General features: G+C 63.6%; 15 protein-coding genes. 2 read left to right on the top strand and 13 right to left on the bottom strand.

The features are described 5' to 3' along the window. Nucleotides 1-42 precede the first annotated feature (42 nt). From NKJ75_RS09970 to NKJ75_RS09910, 13 genes are all read right to left on the bottom strand, one after another. Complete coding sequence (locus NKJ75_RS09970) at nt 43-1,542, bottom strand: peptidoglycan DD-metalloendopeptidase family protein (RefSeq protein ID WP_352499615.1); 1,500 nt, start codon at nt 1,540-1,542, stop codon at nt 43-45. Between the two features lie 355 nt (nt 1,543-1,897). Further along, nucleotides 1,898-2,551, bottom strand: coding sequence for a protein-L-isoaspartate(D-aspartate) O-methyltransferase (locus NKJ75_RS09965; protein ID WP_023681647.1), 654 nt, complete (start codon nt 2,549-2,551; stop codon nt 1,898-1,900). 26 nt (nt 2,552-2,577) lie between these two features. Then, complete coding sequence (surE, locus tag NKJ75_RS09960; protein WP_023710683.1) at nt 2,578-3,339, bottom strand: 5'/3'-nucleotidase SurE; 762 nt, start codon at nt 3,337-3,339, stop codon at nt 2,578-2,580. Beyond that, a complete protein-coding gene (serS, locus tag NKJ75_RS09955; RefSeq protein WP_023825717.1) occupies nt 3,339-4,643 on the bottom strand; it encodes a serine--tRNA ligase in 1,305 nt (434 codons plus the stop codon). The genes surE and serS overlap by 1 nt, the downstream gene beginning before the upstream one ends. 116 nt (nt 4,644-4,759) lie before the next feature. Further along, nucleotides 4,760-5,635, bottom strand: a complete 876-nt coding sequence (tatC, locus tag NKJ75_RS09950) for a twin-arginine translocase subunit TatC (protein ID WP_023667686.1) — start codon at nt 5,633-5,635, stop codon at nt 4,760-4,762. Beyond that, on the bottom strand, nt 5,632-6,372 hold the full coding sequence (gene tatB / locus NKJ75_RS09945) for a Sec-independent protein translocase protein TatB (protein WP_023825718.1): 741 nt from the start codon (nt 6,370-6,372) through the stop codon (nt 5,632-5,634). The genes tatC and tatB overlap by 4 nt, the downstream gene beginning before the upstream one ends. 85 nt (nt 6,373-6,457) lie before the next feature. After that, nucleotides 6,458-6,679 carry a twin-arginine translocase TatA/TatE family subunit gene (locus NKJ75_RS09940; RefSeq protein WP_023681650.1) on the bottom strand — a complete coding sequence of 74 codons (222 nt, stop codon included), beginning with the start codon at nt 6,677-6,679 and terminating at the stop codon, nt 6,458-6,460. 180 nt (nt 6,680-6,859) lie between these two features. Continuing rightward, the gene (gene scpB / locus NKJ75_RS09935; protein ID WP_023667689.1) at nt 6,860-7,627 is read right to left on the bottom strand and encodes an SMC-Scp complex subunit ScpB; all 768 of its coding nucleotides are present in this window, start codon (nt 7,625-7,627) and stop codon (nt 6,860-6,862) included. Then, nucleotides 7,624-8,424, bottom strand: a complete 801-nt coding sequence (locus tag NKJ75_RS09930; protein ID WP_352499670.1) for a segregation and condensation protein A — start codon at nt 8,422-8,424, stop codon at nt 7,624-7,626. The genes scpB and NKJ75_RS09930 overlap by 4 nt, the downstream gene beginning before the upstream one ends. A gap of 174 nt (nt 8,425-8,598) precedes the next feature. Further along, nucleotides 8,599-9,618, bottom strand: a complete 1,020-nt coding sequence (gene nagZ / locus NKJ75_RS09925; RefSeq protein WP_352499614.1) for a beta-N-acetylhexosaminidase — start codon at nt 9,616-9,618, stop codon at nt 8,599-8,601. A gap of 133 nt (nt 9,619-9,751) precedes the next feature. After that, nucleotides 9,752-13,129 (bottom strand): SPOR domain-containing protein, encoded by a 3,378-nt coding sequence (locus NKJ75_RS09920; RefSeq protein WP_352499613.1) that lies wholly within the window; start codon nt 13,127-13,129, stop codon nt 9,752-9,754. 103 nt (nt 13,130-13,232) lie between these two features. After that, nucleotides 13,233-14,996, bottom strand: a complete 1,764-nt coding sequence (argS, locus tag NKJ75_RS09915; RefSeq protein ID WP_023833793.1) for an arginine--tRNA ligase — start codon at nt 14,994-14,996, stop codon at nt 13,233-13,235. 62 nt (nt 14,997-15,058) lie between these two features. Then, nucleotides 15,059-16,273, bottom strand: coding sequence for a deoxyguanosinetriphosphate triphosphohydrolase (locus NKJ75_RS09910; RefSeq protein WP_352499612.1), 1,215 nt, complete (start codon nt 16,271-16,273; stop codon nt 15,059-15,061). A 76-nt stretch (nt 16,274-16,349) separates the two neighbouring features. Here NKJ75_RS09910 and erpA point away from each other — a divergent pair, with 76 nt between their 5' ends. Then, on the top strand, nt 16,350-16,697 hold the full coding sequence (erpA, locus tag NKJ75_RS09905; RefSeq protein ID WP_352499611.1) for an iron-sulfur cluster insertion protein ErpA: 348 nt from the start codon (nt 16,350-16,352) through the stop codon (nt 16,695-16,697). A gap of 4 nt (nt 16,698-16,701) precedes the next feature. Further along, nucleotides 16,702-17,094, top strand: coding sequence for a VOC family protein (locus NKJ75_RS09900; protein WP_023681658.1), 393 nt, complete (start codon nt 16,702-16,704; stop codon nt 17,092-17,094). The last annotated feature ends 2 nt before the right edge of the window (nt 17,095-17,096 follow it).

Genomic DNA, 17,096 nt, shown 5'->3' with positions numbered 1-17,096 from the left:
GGCCGGACTGGAGGTCAGACGGCCTGCAAAACGTTTATTGTTCTATTCGAGATAGCCAGAGGGGTCGACCGGGGCCGAGTTCTTGCGCACTTCGAAGTGCAGTTTCGGCGAGTCGGTGGTGCCGCTCATGCCCGACAACGCGATTTCCTGGCCGCGCTTGACCTTCTGGCCGCGCTGCACCTCGATAGAACTGGCGTGGCCATAGACGGTGACCAGCCCGTTTTCGTGGCGCACCAGCACCGTGTTGCCGAATTCCTTGAGGCCGTCGCCGGCATAGATGACCACGCCATTCTCGGCCGCCTTGACCGGCGTTCCCTCAGGCACGGCGATGTCGACACCGTCCTTGCCGCCACCAAAATTGGAGATGACGCGGCCACGCACCGGCCAACGCATCTTGCCGATGCCGGTGGCATCAGGCGCGACAGCATCGTCGTCCTCGGCCTGCTGGATGACCTTGGCATCCTTCTTCGGCGGCGTGTAGGTGGCGAGCGTCTCCGTCGGCTTTGCCGCAGGCTGGGTTGCGGCCGTCGTCACCGGATCAACTTTGGCCGGCTTGGCGCTTGCAACCGTTGCGGTGCCACCGGCGGGAACCTTCAGCGTCTGGCCGATCTTGAGCAGACCGTCCTGCATGCCGTTGGCCTGCTTCAGCGCCACGATGCCAACGCCGGTCTTCCTGGCGATGGAGGACAGGCTATCGCCCGACTGGACCGTGTAGGTGCCCGCGCCGGCTTTTGGCGCGGCCGAGGCAGTCTGCGCCGGCTTGTCGGTCTTCGGCTTGTTCGCTGCCGAAGCGTCAACCTGCGCGGCGGACTTGCCGTCCTTGAGTTTCGGCTGCTGCGGCAGTACGGCGATCTTCTCCGGCGCCGGCGCCTTGGGGCTGTTTGCCGGCTTGCCGTCGGCAACTTTCGGCTCGGTCCCCTTGCTCGAATAGGCATAGGCCGGGATGACCAGCTTCTGGCCGGTCTTCAGCCCCTTGGTGGCGCTCAAGCCGTTGACCTTCATGATGACGTCGGCCGGCACGTGATAGCGATGGGCGATGCCGGAAATGGTCTCGCCGTCCCTGACGACGATCTCCGTGGCGTGCGGCGTGCCGGCGGCAACTGGTTTCGGATCGGAGTCACCGGCATTCTTGAACGGCCTTGCCGGCTGCACGGTGCCGGTGGTCGTCCTGTCGACATGCGGTGCCGGCGCAAGTGCAGGCGCGGAAGCGGTGCGCATCGGAGCGGCTTTGGGCGCGCTTGGCGGCGGCAGCTGCTGGACGGTGACCGGCTCCAGGCTGGAGCGGCTGACCGACTGGTTATGGCTGCCATTGACAGGTGCTGCAGCGATCGGCTCGGGCGCCACATCGCCCGGATAGGGCTGCGCGGTGCTCTGCTTGTCGATGATGGCGCGCTGATTGTTGGTCGAGGAGGTGAAGACGTCGTCGACACCGTTGAACCGCGAGACCTGGGAGCTACACCCCGCTGCCATTCCGGCTAGCATGAGGACAGCGCAGCCCCGCGACAGAGTACGCCCGTTTGCCTTCATAACACTGAATTGCATCGCACTAACCCGCAGACCCGGTACACACTGGTCATGATTAAAGCGCGTTAATGTTACTGGCGGGTTAACCCCATAGAATCAGACGCGAATTTTCTTAAAACATTTTGTAAGGCGCCTTCACCAACGTCGTCATCCCTGGGCGAAGCAGGCGCGAAGCGCCGTCGCGGAGACCCTGGGATCCATTCCGTGACATTGGCCGAAGAATGCAGCAGAGCAGAATTCTGCGCCGTAGCTACGCCTTGATGGCGCGGCATGGATCCTCGGGTCTGCGCTGCGTCGCTACGCTCCTTGCTTCGCCCGTGGATGACGAAACGATCGGCTTCGGCTTACCTTCGAAGCGCGTGACAGGCAGAATTCAGATAACCGCCGCAACGCTGCGCAGGATCGGCTGCAGGCGCACGGTGCCGATATCCTCGCGCTCGAAGCGGCTGCCGACCTTGGTCAGCTTGGCCAGCACCTGCTCGCCCTCCTCCGGCCCGATCGGGGCAATGACGATGCCGCCGCTCGACAATTGGTCGAGCAGGAAGCGCGGCAGGCTGTCGAAAGCCGCCCAGGCTACGATGCGGTCGAACGGCGCTTCGTTGGCAAGGCCGGTGGAACCATCGGCCTGGCGCACGATGACATTGCCGATGCCGAGCGCCTCGAAGCGTTGCCTGGCCTGCTCGGCCAGCGTCTTGTAGCGGTCGACGCTGACGATCCGAGCCGCGAGCCGCGACATCACCGCTGCCGTGTAGCCCGAGCCGGTGCCGATCTCGAGCACCCGGTTGCCGGGCTCTATTGCCAGGGCCGCAATCACCGCCGCCTGCAGATCGGCGCCCTCGATCGCCTCGCCGCATTCGATCGGCAGCATGCCGTCCGACCAGGCGATGGAATGGAACTGGCCGTTGAGGAAGCCGCGCCGCGGCGTCGCCTCGAAGGCTGCGATCAGCGCCTTCGGCACCGCGCCTTGGCCGCGCAGGCGCAGCAGGAAAGCGGCAAAACCCTCGCGATCGTCGAGCGGCAAGTTCATGCCAGAACCTTCTTCATGCGAACACCTTATTCAGACAGCGCCTTGGTCAGTTGGTCACGGATTTCATGCGCGGTGAGGTCAAGCTGCAGCGGCGTCACAGACACGAGCCGGTTGCGCAGAGCATGGAGATCGGTGCCCTGCTTGCCCTCGACCGGCTCGCGGCCGAAGCGCAGCCAGTAATAAGGCAGGCCGCGCCCGTCGCGGCGCTCGTCGACCCACAGGCTGTGCACCAGCTTGCCTTGCGACGTCACGACGGTGCCGGCGACCTCGTCAGGCAGACAGTTGGGAAAGTTGACGTTGAGCAGCACACCGTCCGGCAGCGGCATGGCGACGAGCTTTTTCAGCAGCGCCGGCGCCAGCGCTTCGGTGGTCTCGTAGGGAACGACGCGGTCCTCGCCGACATAGGAATAACCCTGGCTGAGTGCGATCGAGCGGATGCCGAGCAGCGCGCCTTCCATGGCGCCGGCGACGGTACCGGAATAGGTCACGTCGTCGGCGATGTTGGCGCCGGAATTGACGCCCGACAGGATCAGGTCCGGCGCGCCTGGCAGGATCTTCTTGACGCCCATGATGACGCAGTCGGTCGGCGTGCCGCGCACGGCGTAGTGTTTCTCGCCGATCTTGCGCAACCGGAGCGGCTCCGAGATCGACAGCGAATGCGCGTAGCCGGACTGGTCCTGCTCCGGCGCCACCACCCAGACATCGTCCGACAGCGTGCGGGCGATGCGTTCGAGCGACGCGAGGCCCTCCGCATGGATGCCGTCATCATTGGTCAGAAGAATGCGCATTATTTCGATTCGATCTTCGCCAGACCGCCCATATAAGGCCGCAGCACTTCAGGAATGGTTACGCTGCCATCCTCATTCTGGTAGTTTTCGATGACGGCAATCAGCGCACGGCCGACAGCGGTGCCCGAACCGTTCAGCGTGTGCACAAAGCGGTTGCCCTTGCCGTCCCTGTCCTTGTAGCGGGCATCCATGCGCCTGGCCTGGAAGTCGCCGCACACTGAACAGGACGAGATCTCGCGATAGGCGTTCTGTCCCGGCAGCCAGACCTCGATGTCGTAGGTCTTGCGCGCGCCAAATCCCATGTCGCCCGTGCACAGGACCATGGTGCGGAACGGCAATTCCAGTCGCTTCAGCACCTCTTCGGCGCACTGCGTCATCCGCTCGTGCTCGGCGAGCGAAGACTCCTGGTCGGTGACCGAGACCAGCTCGACCTTGTAGAACTGGTGCTGGCGCAACATACCGCGCGTGTCGCGGCCGGCGGAGCCCGCTTCCGAGCGGAAGCACGGCGTCAGCGCCGTATAGCGCAGCGGCAGCTTTTCATGGGCCGTGATTTCTTCGCGCACCAGGTTGGTGAGCGGGACCTCGGCGGTTGGAATCAACCCGAGCCGGCCATCGCCATGCTGCACGAAGAACAGGTCGTCCTCGAATTTCGGCAGCTGGTTGGTCCCGAAAAGCACTTCGTCGCGCACCATCAGTGGCGGGATGACTTCTTCATAGCCATGCTCGGTCGTGTGCAGATCGAGCATGAACTGGCCGATGGCGCGCTCCATCCGCGCCAGCCCGCTCTTCAGCACGGTGAAGCGTGATCCCGACAGCTTTGCCGCCCGCTCGAAATCCATCATGCCGAGCGCTTCGCCGATCTCGAAATGCTCCTTCACCCAGTTCGGCCGAGTCGGCACCTCGCCGACGATATGCTTGACGACATTGTCGTGCTCGTCCTTGCCGACCGGCACGTCGTCGAGCGGCACATTCGGCAGCACCGCCAGCGCATCGTTCAGCGCCTTGTCGAGCTCGCGCTCGCGCGCCTCGCCATTCTGGATGAAGGTCTTGATATCGCCGACTTCGGCCTTGAGCTTTTCGGCAAGTGCCGTGTCGCCCGAACGCATGGCGTTGCCGATCTCCTTCGAGGCGGCGTTGCGGCGTTCCTGCTTGGTCTGCAGCTCGGTGACGTGCTCGCGCCGCGCTTCGTCCTTCTTGATCAGCTCATCGACCGTGGACTGCGCCTCGTCAGCCGACCACGAGCGCTTGGCCAGCGCCTCGACAAGGGCCTTCGGGTTGTCGCGAATCCATTTGATATCAAGCATGGTTGGTTCGTCCTCAGAATAAGGCTGAGGGGGTAAACCGCATCCTTCATCGATGCAAGATGAGGGTCAGCGGCTGTCGCGTTTTTCCGCTAACGCGGATACCCGAACGCGACAGCCTATGAACGAGCCTGCTTTGAGGACGCGTCCGCCGCCTTTTCGGCCACGGCTTCGGCGGCTTCCTGCTTCTCGCGCGCCAGCTTCTGCTTGACCTGATCGCGCTCGATCAGCCGGGCCGCCCAGATCGACACCTCGTAGAGCAGGATGGTCGGGATGGCCAAACCGATCTGGCTCATCGGATCAGGCGGCGTCAGCACCGCCGCGACGACGAAGGCGATGACGATCGCCCATTTGCGCTTCTCGGCCAGCGCCTTCGACGACAGCATGCCGACGCGCGTCATCAGGCTGGTCACCACCGGCAGCTGGAACACCAGGCCGAAGGAGAAGATCAGCGTCATGATCAGGCTGAGATATTCCGACACTTTCGGCAGCAGCGAAATCTGCACCTGGTCGTCGGTGCCGGCCTGCTGCATGGCGAGGAAGAACCACATCACCATCGGCGTGAAGAAGAAATAGACCAGCGACGCTCCCATCAGGAACAGGATCGGCGATGCGATAAGGAACGGCAGGAACGCGTTGCGTTCGTTCTTGTAGAGGCCTGGCGCGATGAATTTGTAGATCTGCGTGGCGATCAGCGGAAAGGCGATGACCATGCCGCCGAACATGGCGAGCTTGACCTGGGTGAAGAAGAATTCCTGCGGCGCCGTATAGATCAGCTCGACCTTGTGCGGATCGAGCCCGGCCCACTGCGTGGCCCACTTGAACGGAACGACCAAAAGATTGAACAGCTTCTTGGCAAAGAAGAAGCAGACGAGGAAGGCGACGAAGAAACCGCCGATCGACCAGATCAGCCGCCGGCGCAGTTCGATCAGATGCTCCATCAGCGGAGCCGACGACTTCTCGATCTCGTCCTTTTCGCTGTCCGTAATGCTCACTTGGCGGCCCCCGCCGTCTTCTTGGACGCGGGCTTCGTGGCCGGCGCAGGCTTCGGCTCAGCCTTTGCGACTGCCTTCGGTGCCGCAGCGGGCTTGGTGGCGGCTTTTCCGGGTGCAGCCTTGGCGGGCGCCGCTGACGGCTTGGCCGCAACCTTCGCCGCAGGCGCCGGCTTTGCCGGTGCTGCCTTGGCTGCCGTTGTTTTGGTTGCCGGGGCCTTTGATATCGCAGCCCCCTTGGCGCGCGCGTTTCGTGGCGCTGCTGTTGCTGCAGCCGGTGTCACCACGGCCTCGTCGGTCATCGCCGGAAGGATCGGCGCCGCCGGCGCTGTTTCCGGTCCGTTGAGACCCGGCATCACCGTCGCGCCGTTCTTGAGCGGCTCGGCCGCCTGTGGTGTTTCTGCCGCGGGCGTTGCGGGATCGACGGCGGGCTTCGGCTTCATCACCGCATCGACGCCGGAGCGAACCTCTGCTGCCGCCTGTTCGAACGGATTGAGCTGCTTGCGGATCTCGGCCGCCGGATTGAGGCCGCGCAGCGTATCGACCGACTTCTTGACGTCGTCGAGCTCGGCTTCCTTCAGCGCCTCGTTGAACTGCTTCTGGAAGTCGGAGGCCATGGCACGCAGCTTCGCCGTCGTGCGGCCGAAGGTGCGCAGCATATTGGGCAAATCCTTGGGTCCGACGACCACGATCATGACGATCGCGATCACCAGCATTTCGGTCCAGCCGACTTCAAACATGGCAATCAGTTCCGACTAGTGCTTGTCGCCCAAGAGTGCGAAGCGGCTTTTGGACACGACTTGCTCAAAAGCAACAACCTCGGGCTCAGCTCTTGCTGGCCTTTTCCTTCACTGCCGAAACGGTCTCGTCCGGGCGGTGCTCGACGGTGCGCTTGTCTTCGGCGGTATCGTCGTCGGCCATGCCCTTCTTGAAGCTCTTGATGCCCTTCGCCATGTCGCCCATCAGCTCGGGTATCTTGCCGCGGCCGAACACCAGCAGCACGATCACCAGCACGATCATCCAGTGCCAAATCGAAAATGAACCCATTGTAACTCTCTCTCGAATGTTTTCCCTGGCGATGATCTATGCGTTTTCGCGTTGGGATTCAAACACAACAGCGACAAAGTTTATGAAGGCGCGGCTTATGTCACGCATTTTCGGCAAAGCTGCCCGCTACCAATCGGCGCATCTACCGCAGCAATGCAGCTTTTTGACAGCGGCTTGCGGTCAATCTTCCGTGACGCGCGGCGTCAGCAGGCCGAGTTCCTCGAGATCGATGTCGGTCAACGCATCCTCGTCCTCGGTCAGCGCGTCCGGATCGGCCGGCGGCAACGGGATGGCGAAATTCGACGGCATGCGGCCGGAGAGCAGCCCTGCCCCCTTCAGTTCGTCCATCCCGGGAAGATCGCGGATCTCCTCCAGTGCGAAATGGTCGAGGAAAGTGTCTGTCGTGCCGTAGGTGACGGGACGGCCGGGCGTGCGGCGGCGGCCGCGCATGCGCACCCATTCCGTTTCGAGCAGCGTATCCAGCGTGCCCTTCGAGGTCTCGACGCCTCTGATGTCCTCGATCTCGGCGCGCGTCACCGGCTGGTGGTAGGCGATGATCGCCAGCACTTCGAGCGCGGCGCGCGACAGCTTGCGCTGCTGCACCGTGTCGCGGCTCATCAGGAAGGCGAGATCGCCGGCGGTACGGAAAGCCCAGGCATCGCCGACCCGAACCAGATTGACGCCGCGCCGCGCATAGATCTGCTGCAGCTCAGCCATGGCAGCGGCAATGCTGATGCCATCGGGCAATCTGGCTGCGAGCTGCTTTTCGCTGACCGGCTCGGCGCTGGCGAACACGATCGCCTCGGCCATGCGTATGGCTTCGGCCATATGCAGCCGTTCGCCAGGATTCAGAAGCAGGGTATCAGTCGGGTCCTGGGCGATAATGCCCTCCTCGGTCTCTTCTTCGACCTTGAACGGAATGACCGAAGCGTTGGCGCGTTCGCTCATGATGCCACCTCGACTGCCTTGATTGGCTGCGCGCGGCCGCGCAGATAGAGCGGCGCGAACACCTGGTCCTGCCGCATCTCGATGCTGCCTTCGCGCACCAGTTCCAGCGACGCCGCGAACGAGCTGGCAATCGCGGTACGCCGTTCGTCCGGGCTGGTCAGGTAATTGATCAGATAGCTGTCCAGCGCCGTCCAGTCGCGCAGCGAGCCGATGAGCCGGGTCAGGATATCGCGCGCATCCTTGAGCGACCACACGCCACGCCGGGCAATCGTCACATTGGTGATCGCCTGTTTCTGGCGCTGCTGCGCATAGGCGGTGAGCAAATCGTAGAGCGAGGCCGAATAGGCGTTACGCTTCTCGACGATGACCATTTCAGGCATGCCGCGTGCAAACACGTCGCGGCCGAGCCGGTTGCGGTTGACCAGCCTTGCCGAGGCGTCGCGCATGGCCTCCAGACGCTTCAGCCGGAACTGCAGCACCGCGGCCAGTTCCTCGCCGCTTTCGCCTTCTTCGCCGGGCTGCTTGGGGATGAGGAGCTTCGACTTCAGGAAGGCCAGCCACGCCGCCATCACCAGGTAGTCGGCGGCAAGCTCAAGCCTCAGCGCCCTCGCCGTCTCGACGAAGGTCAGATATTGCTCGACCAGCGCCAAGATGGAAATCCGCGACAGATCGACCTTTTGGTTGCGGGCGAGATGCAGCAAGAGGTCGAGCGGACCTTCGAACCCGGCGACGTCGACGACAAGCGACGGGTCGCCGGTCAGCCGGGAATCGTCGTTCTCGGCCCACAGACGATCCATCGGTGCGGCCTTCGCAGCCTTGCTGTCCAATGTCTCCGCCACTTGTTCCTTTACCTCTGGTTAGAGCATGATGCCGAAAAGTGTGAAGCGGTTTTCGGACGACATCATGCTCTCTCTGTCTAATTTAGAGACGGATTCAGATTTCAGGTCGAACAGACCTGAAATCATCCGTCTCTAGGCCACCGCATCGAAATAGGTGGCAAACTCGGCGCGTATCTCGGTTTCGTCGGCCCGGTCGCGATCCCTTATATAGGTCAGCGCCCGCTTGGCGCGCTCCAGCGACGTCCCTTCAAGTCCCGTGGTTCGCGATGCGATGCCCGCCATCTCCTCGAAATCGCCATTGCAGTGAAGGACCAGATCGCAGCCCGCCGCAAGGATCGAGGCCGCCTTTGTCGGGAAATCCCCAGAAAGTGCCTTCATCGAGGTGTCATCGCTCATCAACAGCCCGTCGAAGCCGATCTCGCGGCGGATGATCTCGTCGATGACCTTGCCTGAGGTGGTCGCTGGGTTGTTCGGATCGATGGCGCTGTAGACGACATGCGCCGTCATCGCCATCGGCAGATGGCTAAGCTCGCGGAAAGGGGCGAAATCATGCCGCTGCAGGTCGCTCAGGGAGGCATCGACCACAGGCAGTTCGAAGTGCGTGTCGGCAAAGGCGCGTCCATGGCCCGGAATGTGCTTCATGACCGGCAGCACGCCGCCCGACATCAGCCCTTCCGCCGCCGCGCGGCCGAGTTCGATGACCGGGCGCGGCTCCTTGCCATAGGCGCGCGCGCCGATGACGTCGCTGGCGCCCTCGATCGGCACGTCCAGCACCGGCAGGCAATCGGCAGAGATACCGTAGCGCAACAGGTCGAAGGCGTGCAGCCGCGCCATCAGCCAGGCAGCCCTGGTGCCGGCATCATGGTCCTTGCGCCACAATTCGCCGAGCGCGCCGCCGGCGGGATAGTTCGGCGCCAGCGGCGGCCGCAGCCGCTGCACCCTTCCGCCTTCCTGGTCGATGAACACCAGCGCATCGGGTCGCCCGATACAGTCGCGCATTTCGGCGACCAGATCGCGGATCTGCTCGGTCTCGCCGATGTTGCGCGCAAACAGGATGAAGCCCCACGGGCATTCATTGCGATAGAAACGGATTTCTTCGCGGGTCAGCGATTTCCCGGCACAGCCGAGGATCATGGATTTTGATTCGGTCATTCCACCAGTCTAGGGCTTCGCGCCTCCAAAGGGAATCACCCCGGACGGCAAGCGCCTGGACCTTTCGCCCATCCACATGAAAAAGGCCGGCGCGATCCAGGATCGCGCCGGCCTTGATGATTGGATCAGCTTTTTACCGCGACACGAAGCAGTTGCCTCCGGCAGCCTTGTAGCTGGTGCACAGATTGATCGCATCGTTGCGCGATTGCGCAGGCACCCGGACACGGTAGAAGGTGCCCTTGCCGGCGATCTCCGCCTTGACGATGTTGGCGGTGCGACCGGCGAGCACATTTCCATAGCGGCGCTGCAGGTCGGCGTAGTTGGCCTGGGCGCTTTCCACCGTCGGCTGCGAAGCGATCTGCATCGACCACGAACCGCCCGATGTCGAAGCCGTCGCCGGAATGGAGGCAACCTGGTCGGGCTTGACCTCGCCGACCACGTCGACCGGCTGGTCGGACGGGCGCTGCGGCGCCACGGCAACCGTCTGCGGCGTGTTGGCGGACTGGGTCTCAGCCTTCGGCGTGGCCGCCGGCTTCACCGGCTTGACCGGCTTGGCGGTCTCGGCACTTGCCTGGTCGCTATTTGCCTGATCGGCAGGCGCCACGGTGCCGGTCTGCTCGGCATCGGCCGAAGGGGCGACGTGCTGCGGCGCCGGGTCAAGCGGCTCAGTCGCCGCAACCTGTGGCGCGGCCGGCGTCGAGTCCTCGCGGGCCACCAACGAGCCGTCGGGCTTGACCACCATGGTCCGCACCTTGCGCGGGGCAACGGCGACGGTATCGGGGTTCTTGTCGGCTTCCTGCAGCACCTGCGCGATGCGGTCCTCGGATTTTGGCGCCGGCGCGACAGCCGCGTCGGGGTTGACGGCAGCGTCGGGGTTGCCGGCAGCGTCGGGGCCTGGGGCAGCGTCGGTATCGTCGGGCGACAGATCGACGACGCGGCTTTCAGGCTCCTGCGCCTTCACATCTACCGGCTCTTCGGTGTTGGTGACTAGCTTCTCCTGAACCGGCTCGGCCGGCTTGGTGCCCTTGGCGACCGCATCATAAACCTTGTTGTCCTGGTTCGGCACCACGGCGCCGCCCGGATTTTCGGGCTTGACCTTGATCGGCCTGTTGTCGGCCTTGACAATGACCGGCGCATCGCTGCCGCCCTTGCCGCCGAACGACAAGGCGAAGGCGCCAAGGCCGCCGGCAATCGCAACCGCAGCAACGACCCCCGCGACCAGCAGGCCGCTCCTGCGCGGCCGTGCGGCTTCCTGCTCGGCGAGGCCCGGCACCGCCATTGCCTCGTCCAGATCCGGATCGTAGTCGAGTTCGTCGACCGCGAAATCGTCGGCCTGCGAAACCGGCTGGCTGCCGGGCAGATCGTCCATGTCAAAGCCGCCGGCGGCATCGGCGTGGTGAGCTTGCGTGGCTGCAAGCACTTCGGCTGGCCGCGCCGCATAGGCGCGCTGGTCGAGCTCGTGGCCCGAACTGAAGCCGGAACTGTAGGAATCGTCATCATAGCCGGCACTGCGTGCGGCAGTGGGCGGCGCCACTTCCACCGCGTTCATGTCGTTGAGCATGCCGGCGAATTCGGCGTCGATGTCGTCATAGGCGGCCGGCTCGTCTTGCTCGAAGCTGAGCTCTGGAATGTCGAGGTCGTCGGCAATCGCCACCACACGCTCCGGCACATCGACCGTCTCGACATCCGGCATCTCGTCATAGGCCTGAGGCGGCGCCTGGCGCGATGGCGTCGGCGCCACATAGGCAGCAGCGGCAACCGGCTGGTCGCGATAGCTTGGCGCTGCCGCCGGCGGCATGGACGGCTTTTCTGCAAAAGAAGCTTGCGGCTGCGCTGCAAAAGAAGGTTGCGGCTGCGCTGCAAAGGAAGGCTGGGCCGGGGTGGGAGTCACGCGGCTCCACGAACGCGCCGGCTCCGGCGGCGTCGAGCGCCAATCGCCAGCGACCGGTGCTGCCGTATCGTCATGACCGAGATCGATGCCCTTGGCCAGCGCCGCGTCGAAGGCGTGATCATCGAACTCGATCTCGGGCACATGGCCTTCAAGTTCGCCGGCAAGCAGATCGTCGAAATCGGCATCGTCCGCCTGGGCCTCCTGAGGAGCAGGCGCGTGTTCGTCTAGGTCCCAGTCGAGATTATCGACCGGAGCGACCGGCGTCGCGACGGACCGCTGCACCGGGGCAACCGGCTCATAAGTCCTGGTGGGCTCGATGGCGGCAGCCCTGGTGGGCTCGGTGACCACCGGAATCGGGGCGACTGGCGCCGGGCGTGGTGTGGTCATGGCGCCAAGCAGCGCGTTGAGTTCATCTTCCAACGTCCGTTCGTCAGCGACCGGAGCGGCCGGGGTCGCCATATTGGTAGGCGCCACATAGGCTGGTGCGACCGGAGTTGGCTGAACCGGAGCGGGTGCGGTCTCGGCCACCGGCTCGTGATCGGCAAGCGCATCATCGATGCTCAGATCGAAATCGTCGAATGCTTCGTGCGCAGTCTCATGAGAGGGGCTGGCCTCCACGGTCCAGGCCGGCGTCTCGTCCACTTCCGGCGCATCCATCTCAACCGGCGCGCTGACCTGCAGATCGCTGACATCCAGATCGCGCTCTTCCGGATCCTCGGCCTCAACAGGCTGAGCCTCGAAAGCCTGAGGCTCGAAATGCTCGGCTGCAAAGTCCATGTCGACATCGGCCATCGCGTCATCGAAATGAACCGCAAAATCCTCGTCGGCAACAGCGTGGTCGGCGGCGCCGACGACCGGCGCCTCGGCTACTGGCGCGGCATACTGGTCCTGCGCCGGCGCAGGACCGTCCAGCGTCAGCTCGTCTTCCAGCGACATCGAGACGGCATTGTCGAAATCATCGTCGAACGCGAGATCGTCGGCAGGCGCAGCAGCAACCTGCGCGACATCTGCGGCATGGGCGACGGTCGCGCCGTCATCGAGCAGCAACCCCTGCTCGAGCGAAGCGGCAAGGTCGTCATCCATCGGCAGGTCGTCTTCGAGCGGCGATACGTTTTCCAGCGAGCTGGCGACGGCATTGTCGAAATCATCGTCGAATGCAGCTTCGTCGAATGCGGGCTCGGCAAACGAAGGTTCGGCAAACGAGGGTTCAACGGGAGCAGCCGCAGCCTGCGGGGCAGCGCCGAAATCCAGATCGGCGGCATCGTCGAAGACGAAATCATATTCCAGCGAAGCAGCCAGCGCATCGTCCATCGCGGCATCGGTGGTTTCCGGCTCGCGAATCTCGGCAGCAGGTTCGTAGGGCTCAGCGGCAGGCTGGTGAACCTCGGGAGCTGGCTGGCTGGCCTCCATGGAACCGACTTCATCGCCGAATTCGCCCATCAACTCCTTCTCGAGGTCGATGTCGAAATCGCCCTCGTCCGCAGCCGTCTCGACGGCTGGCGCCTGCGGCTTGACCGGCTGGCGCGGATCGAAACCCATGATCCTGGTCAGTTCAGCGAACGGATCATCTTCGGCGATGTCGTTGTTGTCGGCTACTCTCAGCTGGGTTCTGTCTGCCATTATTGTTCCCGAACTCGCACTCATTCGGACGCCATGGACGTCGCGTAGGGTTGGCCCTTACCAGCGCAATGTGGGCAAATGGTGACAGGTGTTTTAGTTAAACCTAACGCATCTCAGTGGGCGCATCAGCCCCAATCAGCGTCAGGCCGGAGGTCAAAACATCCGAAACAGCCTGCACCAGCCCTAGTCTGGCATGAGTCAATTGTCGGTCGTTAACCTTAACAAAACGTAAGTCGGCATTCTCGGTGCCCCGATTCCAGTGTCCATGGAAGGTGGAAGCCAGATCGTAGAGGTAGAATGCCAGCCGGTGCGGCTCCAGCGCAAGGGCCGCGGATTCGATCAGCCTTGGATATTCAGCCAGCTTCCGGATCAGGCCAATCTCGCCCTCATCGGTGAGCGACGCCGAGGCCGCGGCCAGGCTGTTGCGGTCGAAATTGGCCTCGCCCAGTTGCTCGCTCGCCTGCCGGAACACCGAATGACAGCGCGCCGAAGCGTACTGCACGTAGAACACGGGATTGTCCTTGGACTGTTCGGTGACCTTGGCGAAATCGAAGTCGAGCGGCGCGTCGCTCTTGCGGTAGAGCATCATGAAGCGGATCGCATCGCGGCCCACCTCCTCCACCGCTTCGCGCAAGGTCACGAAGTCGCCCGACCGCTTCGACATCCGAACCGGTTCGCCATCGCGAAACAGCTTCACCAGATTGCACAGCAGCACCGTGAGTTGCAGCTTCAGATCATCGCCTGCAATCGCCCGCGCCAGCGCTTCCAGCCGCTTGACGTAGCCGCCATGGTCGGCGCCCAGGACATAGATCAGGCCGACGAAACCGCGGTCGACCTTGTCCTTGAGATAGGCGACGTCGGCGGCGAAATAGGTGAACGAGCCGTCGGACTTGACCAGCGCCCGGTCCATGTCGTCGCCGACCGCCGTCGAGCGAAACAGCGTCTGCTCGCGGTCTTCCCAGTCGTCCGGCTTCTCGCCCTTGGGCGGCGGTAGCTTGCCCTTGTAGATATGGCCTTTCAGCGTCAGATCGTTGATCGCCGAGCGGATTTTTTTGGCATTGTCGGCATGCAGCGTGCGCTCGGAGAAGAAAACGTCGTGATGCACATTGAGCAACGCCAGATCCTCGCGGATCATCACCATCATGGCGTCGATCGTGCGGTCCTTGACGATTGCCAGCGACTCATCGTCGGGCATCTGCAAGAGCTTGCGGCCAAATTCGGCAGCCAGCGCCTGACCGACCGGCACAAGGTAATCGCCGGGATAGAGGCCGGCCGGTATCTCGCCAATGTCGTCGCCCAGCGCTTCGCGGTAGCGCAGGAAGGCCGAACGCCCGAGCACGTCGATCTGCGCGCCGGCGTCGTTGATGATGTATTCCTTGGTGACGTCATAGCCGGCGAAGGCCATCAGATTGGCGAGCGTGTCGCCGACAACCGCGCCCCGGCAATGGCCGACATGCATCGGCCCGGTCGGATTGGCCGAGACATATTCGACATTGGTCTTCTTGCCGCCACCAATGGTCGAGCGGCCGTAGTTTTGCCCCTCGCCGAGCACCGCGGTCAGATGTGCCTGCCAGAAAGCGTCCTTGAGCCGGAGATTGACGAAGCCGGGACCGGCGACGTCGGCTTCGGCAACATCGGCGTCGCTGCGCAGCACTTCCACCAGCCGCTCGGCCAGCGCCCGCGGGTTGTGCCCTGTCGGCTTGGCCAGTACCATCGCCGCATTGGTGGCGAGATCGCCATGGCTGGCGTCGCGCGGCGGCTCGACGGCGATGCGCGACAGGTCGGGCGAAACGCCATTACTGTCTTTCAAATCAAGCGCTTCGACGGCTTTTGTGATTCGCGCGCTGAAATCGGCGAAGATGTTCATGGGTCTTGCTCTGGCGGACTGTGCAGGGGAACCGGCTCATTCGCCGGCAAATCGCGCCCGCCCTAGCTTAAATCGGGCGTATGGTCAAACAGACGGCGGTGTTCCTTCAAGGCGTAGGTATCCGTCATCCCCGCGAGGAAATCGGCGACGCTGCGCGCCCTGATGCGGTCCTCCGCCCGGTCGAGCCCCTCCCGCCAGCCGTCCGGCATGGCGCGCGGATCGGCGTAGTAGACATCGAACAGGTCGCGCACGATCTGCTCGGCCTGAGTGCGCACGCGCATCACCTCGTCATGCCGGTAGAGATGCTTGTAGAGAAAGGTCTTCAATTCCTTCTCGGTCGCCGCCACGTCAGCGGAAAAGGTCACCATCGTTTCGCCCGCCGCCCGCACCGCTTCGGCGCTGTCAGGCTTGATGCGCTCAAGATTGGCGCTGGTGGAAACAATGACATCCTCGACCATCATCGTGATCTGCCGGCGCATCAGCTCATGGCCGGTGCGCACATCGTCCAGGCCCGGATAGCGCGCGCGCACGCTTGCCAGGATCGATCCCGGCAGCGCCACCGTTTCCAGCATGTCCAAGGTCAGGAAGCCGGAGCGCAGGCCGTCGTCGATGTCATGGGTGTTGTAGGCGATATCGTCGGCGATCGCAGCACATTGCGCCTCGATGCCGGCGAAATGGTCGAGTTCGAGGTCGTGCAGCTCGGAATAGTCGCGGATCGCCTGCGGCACCGGGCCTTTGAGCCCTTTTCCCTTGGCATCTGTCAGCGGCCCATTGTGCTTGACCAGCCCTTCCAGCGTTTCCCAGGTCAGGTTTAGCCCGTCGAACTCGGCATAGCGCCGCTCCAGCCGCGTCACCACGCGCAGCGACTGCGCATTGTGGTCGAAGCCGCCCCATTGGGCCATCCGCTCGTTCAGCGCGTCCTCGCCGGTATGGCCGAACGGCGTGTGACCGAAATCGTGCACCAAGGCGACCGCCTCGGCCAGATCCTCGTCGCCGCGCAGCGCTCGCGCCAGAGCCCGCGCAATCTGCGCCACCTCGATCGAATGCGTCAGCCGGGTGCGGTAGTGATCTCCTTCATGGGCGACGAACACCTGCGTCTTGTGCTTCAGGCGGCGGAAGGCAGTCGAATGAATGATACGGTCGCGGTCGCGCTGGAATGGCGTGCGAGTCGGGCTCTCGACCTCGTCATAGAGCCGCCCGCGCGACCTGGCTGGGTCGCTGGCATAGGCCGCGCGCGGCCGATAGCCGAACCCAATGTCGCCAAGCTCATTTGTCATGGCTGATGCCGCCGCAGTTGACTTGCCCCTTCCCGCTTCATACCTATCATGTGAAACCGAAAGCAAGGTGACGCCCATGGGCGCTGATGCCAAGACTGCCATGAAAGTCGAGATGACCGGCGCCGCCGCCAAGCGGATTGCGAAAATCGTCTCTGGCGAGGCCGGCAAGACGGCGCTGCGCGTCTCCGTAGAGGGCGGCGGCTGCTCCGGCTTTTCCTACAAGTTCGACCTGGTCGATACGCGCAATGACGACGACGTCGCCATCGAAAAGGACGGCGCCACCGTGCTGATCGACGATTTGTCGCTGGTCTATATGGGCGGCTCGGTGATCGACTTCGTCGACGATCTGATGGGCCAGTCGTTCCAGATCCGCAACCCCAATGCAGTCGCCTCCTGCGGCTGCGGCACCAGTTTCTCCATCTAGGCAGATGTCCGGCGTCGGCGCGGTCCGTCAGGTCGCACTGTCGGCCGGGCGCGACCTCGACGTCACGCTAGCCTTCTGGCACGATGTGCTCGGCCTCAGCGTTCATGCCCGCTACGATCCGCCGGGCATCGCCTTCATCATGGCCGGTGATATCAGGTTGCTGTTCACCGATGGCGTTCCGGCCGGCACCGTCTATCTCGATATAGCCGGGCTCGAAGCCTTCCACGCCGAGGCGAAAGCGTCCGGCGTTCCCTTCACCGCACCGCCGGCGCTCGTCCACAACGACACCGAAGGCACGTTCGGAACGGCAGGGGAAAGCGAGTGGATGGCCTTTCTAAAGGACCCGGCAGGCAATACGATCGGGCTTGTCGAACGTCTTTCGCCCGAACATCCCTGAGG

Source organism: Mesorhizobium sp. M0058 (genome assembly GCF_040323095.1).
Lineage (GTDB): Bacteria > Pseudomonadota > Alphaproteobacteria > Rhizobiales > Rhizobiaceae > Mesorhizobium.
This window is presented reverse-complemented; position numbering and strand designations above follow the sequence as displayed.

Coding starts and splice junctions, on each gene's coding strand:
- NKJ75_RS09970 (WP_352499615.1), bottom strand. CDS start 1,542: ATGCAATTCAGTGTTATGAAGGCAAACGGGCGTACTCTGTCGCGGGGC.
- NKJ75_RS09965 (WP_023681647.1), bottom strand. CDS start 2,551: ATGAACTTGCCGCTCGACGATCGCGAGGGTTTTGCCGCTTTCCTGCTG.
- surE (WP_023710683.1), bottom strand. CDS start 3,339: ATGCGCATTCTTCTGACCAATGATGACGGCATCCATGCGGAGGGCCTC.
- serS (WP_023825717.1), bottom strand. CDS start 4,643: ATGCTTGATATCAAATGGATTCGCGACAACCCGAAGGCCCTTGTCGAG.
- tatB (WP_023825718.1), bottom strand. CDS start 6,372: ATGTTTGAAGTCGGCTGGACCGAAATGCTGGTGATCGCGATCGTCATG.
- NKJ75_RS09940 (WP_023681650.1), bottom strand. CDS start 6,679: ATGGGTTCATTTTCGATTTGGCACTGGATGATCGTGCTGGTGATCGTG.
- scpB (WP_023667689.1), bottom strand. CDS start 7,627: ATGAGCGAACGCGCCAACGCTTCGGTCATTCCGTTCAAGGTCGAAGAA.
- NKJ75_RS09930 (WP_352499670.1), bottom strand. CDS start 8,424: ATGGATCGTCTGTGGGCCGAGAACGACGATTCCCGGCTGACCGGCGAC.
- nagZ (WP_352499614.1), bottom strand. CDS start 9,618: ATGACCGAATCAAAATCCATGATCCTCGGCTGTGCCGGGAAATCGCTG.
- NKJ75_RS09920 (WP_352499613.1), bottom strand. CDS start 13,129: ATGGCAGACAGAACCCAGCTGAGAGTAGCCGACAACAACGACATCGCC.
- argS (WP_023833793.1), bottom strand. CDS start 14,996: ATGAACATCTTCGCCGATTTCAGCGCGCGAATCACAAAAGCCGTCGAA.
- NKJ75_RS09910 (WP_352499612.1), bottom strand. CDS start 16,273: ATGACAAATGAGCTTGGCGACATTGGGTTCGGCTATCGGCCGCGCGCG.
- erpA (WP_352499611.1), top strand. CDS start 16,350: ATGGGCGCTGATGCCAAGACTGCCATGAAAGTCGAGATGACCGGCGCC.
- NKJ75_RS09900 (WP_023681658.1), top strand. CDS start 16,702: ATGTCCGGCGTCGGCGCGGTCCGTCAGGTCGCACTGTCGGCCGGGCGC.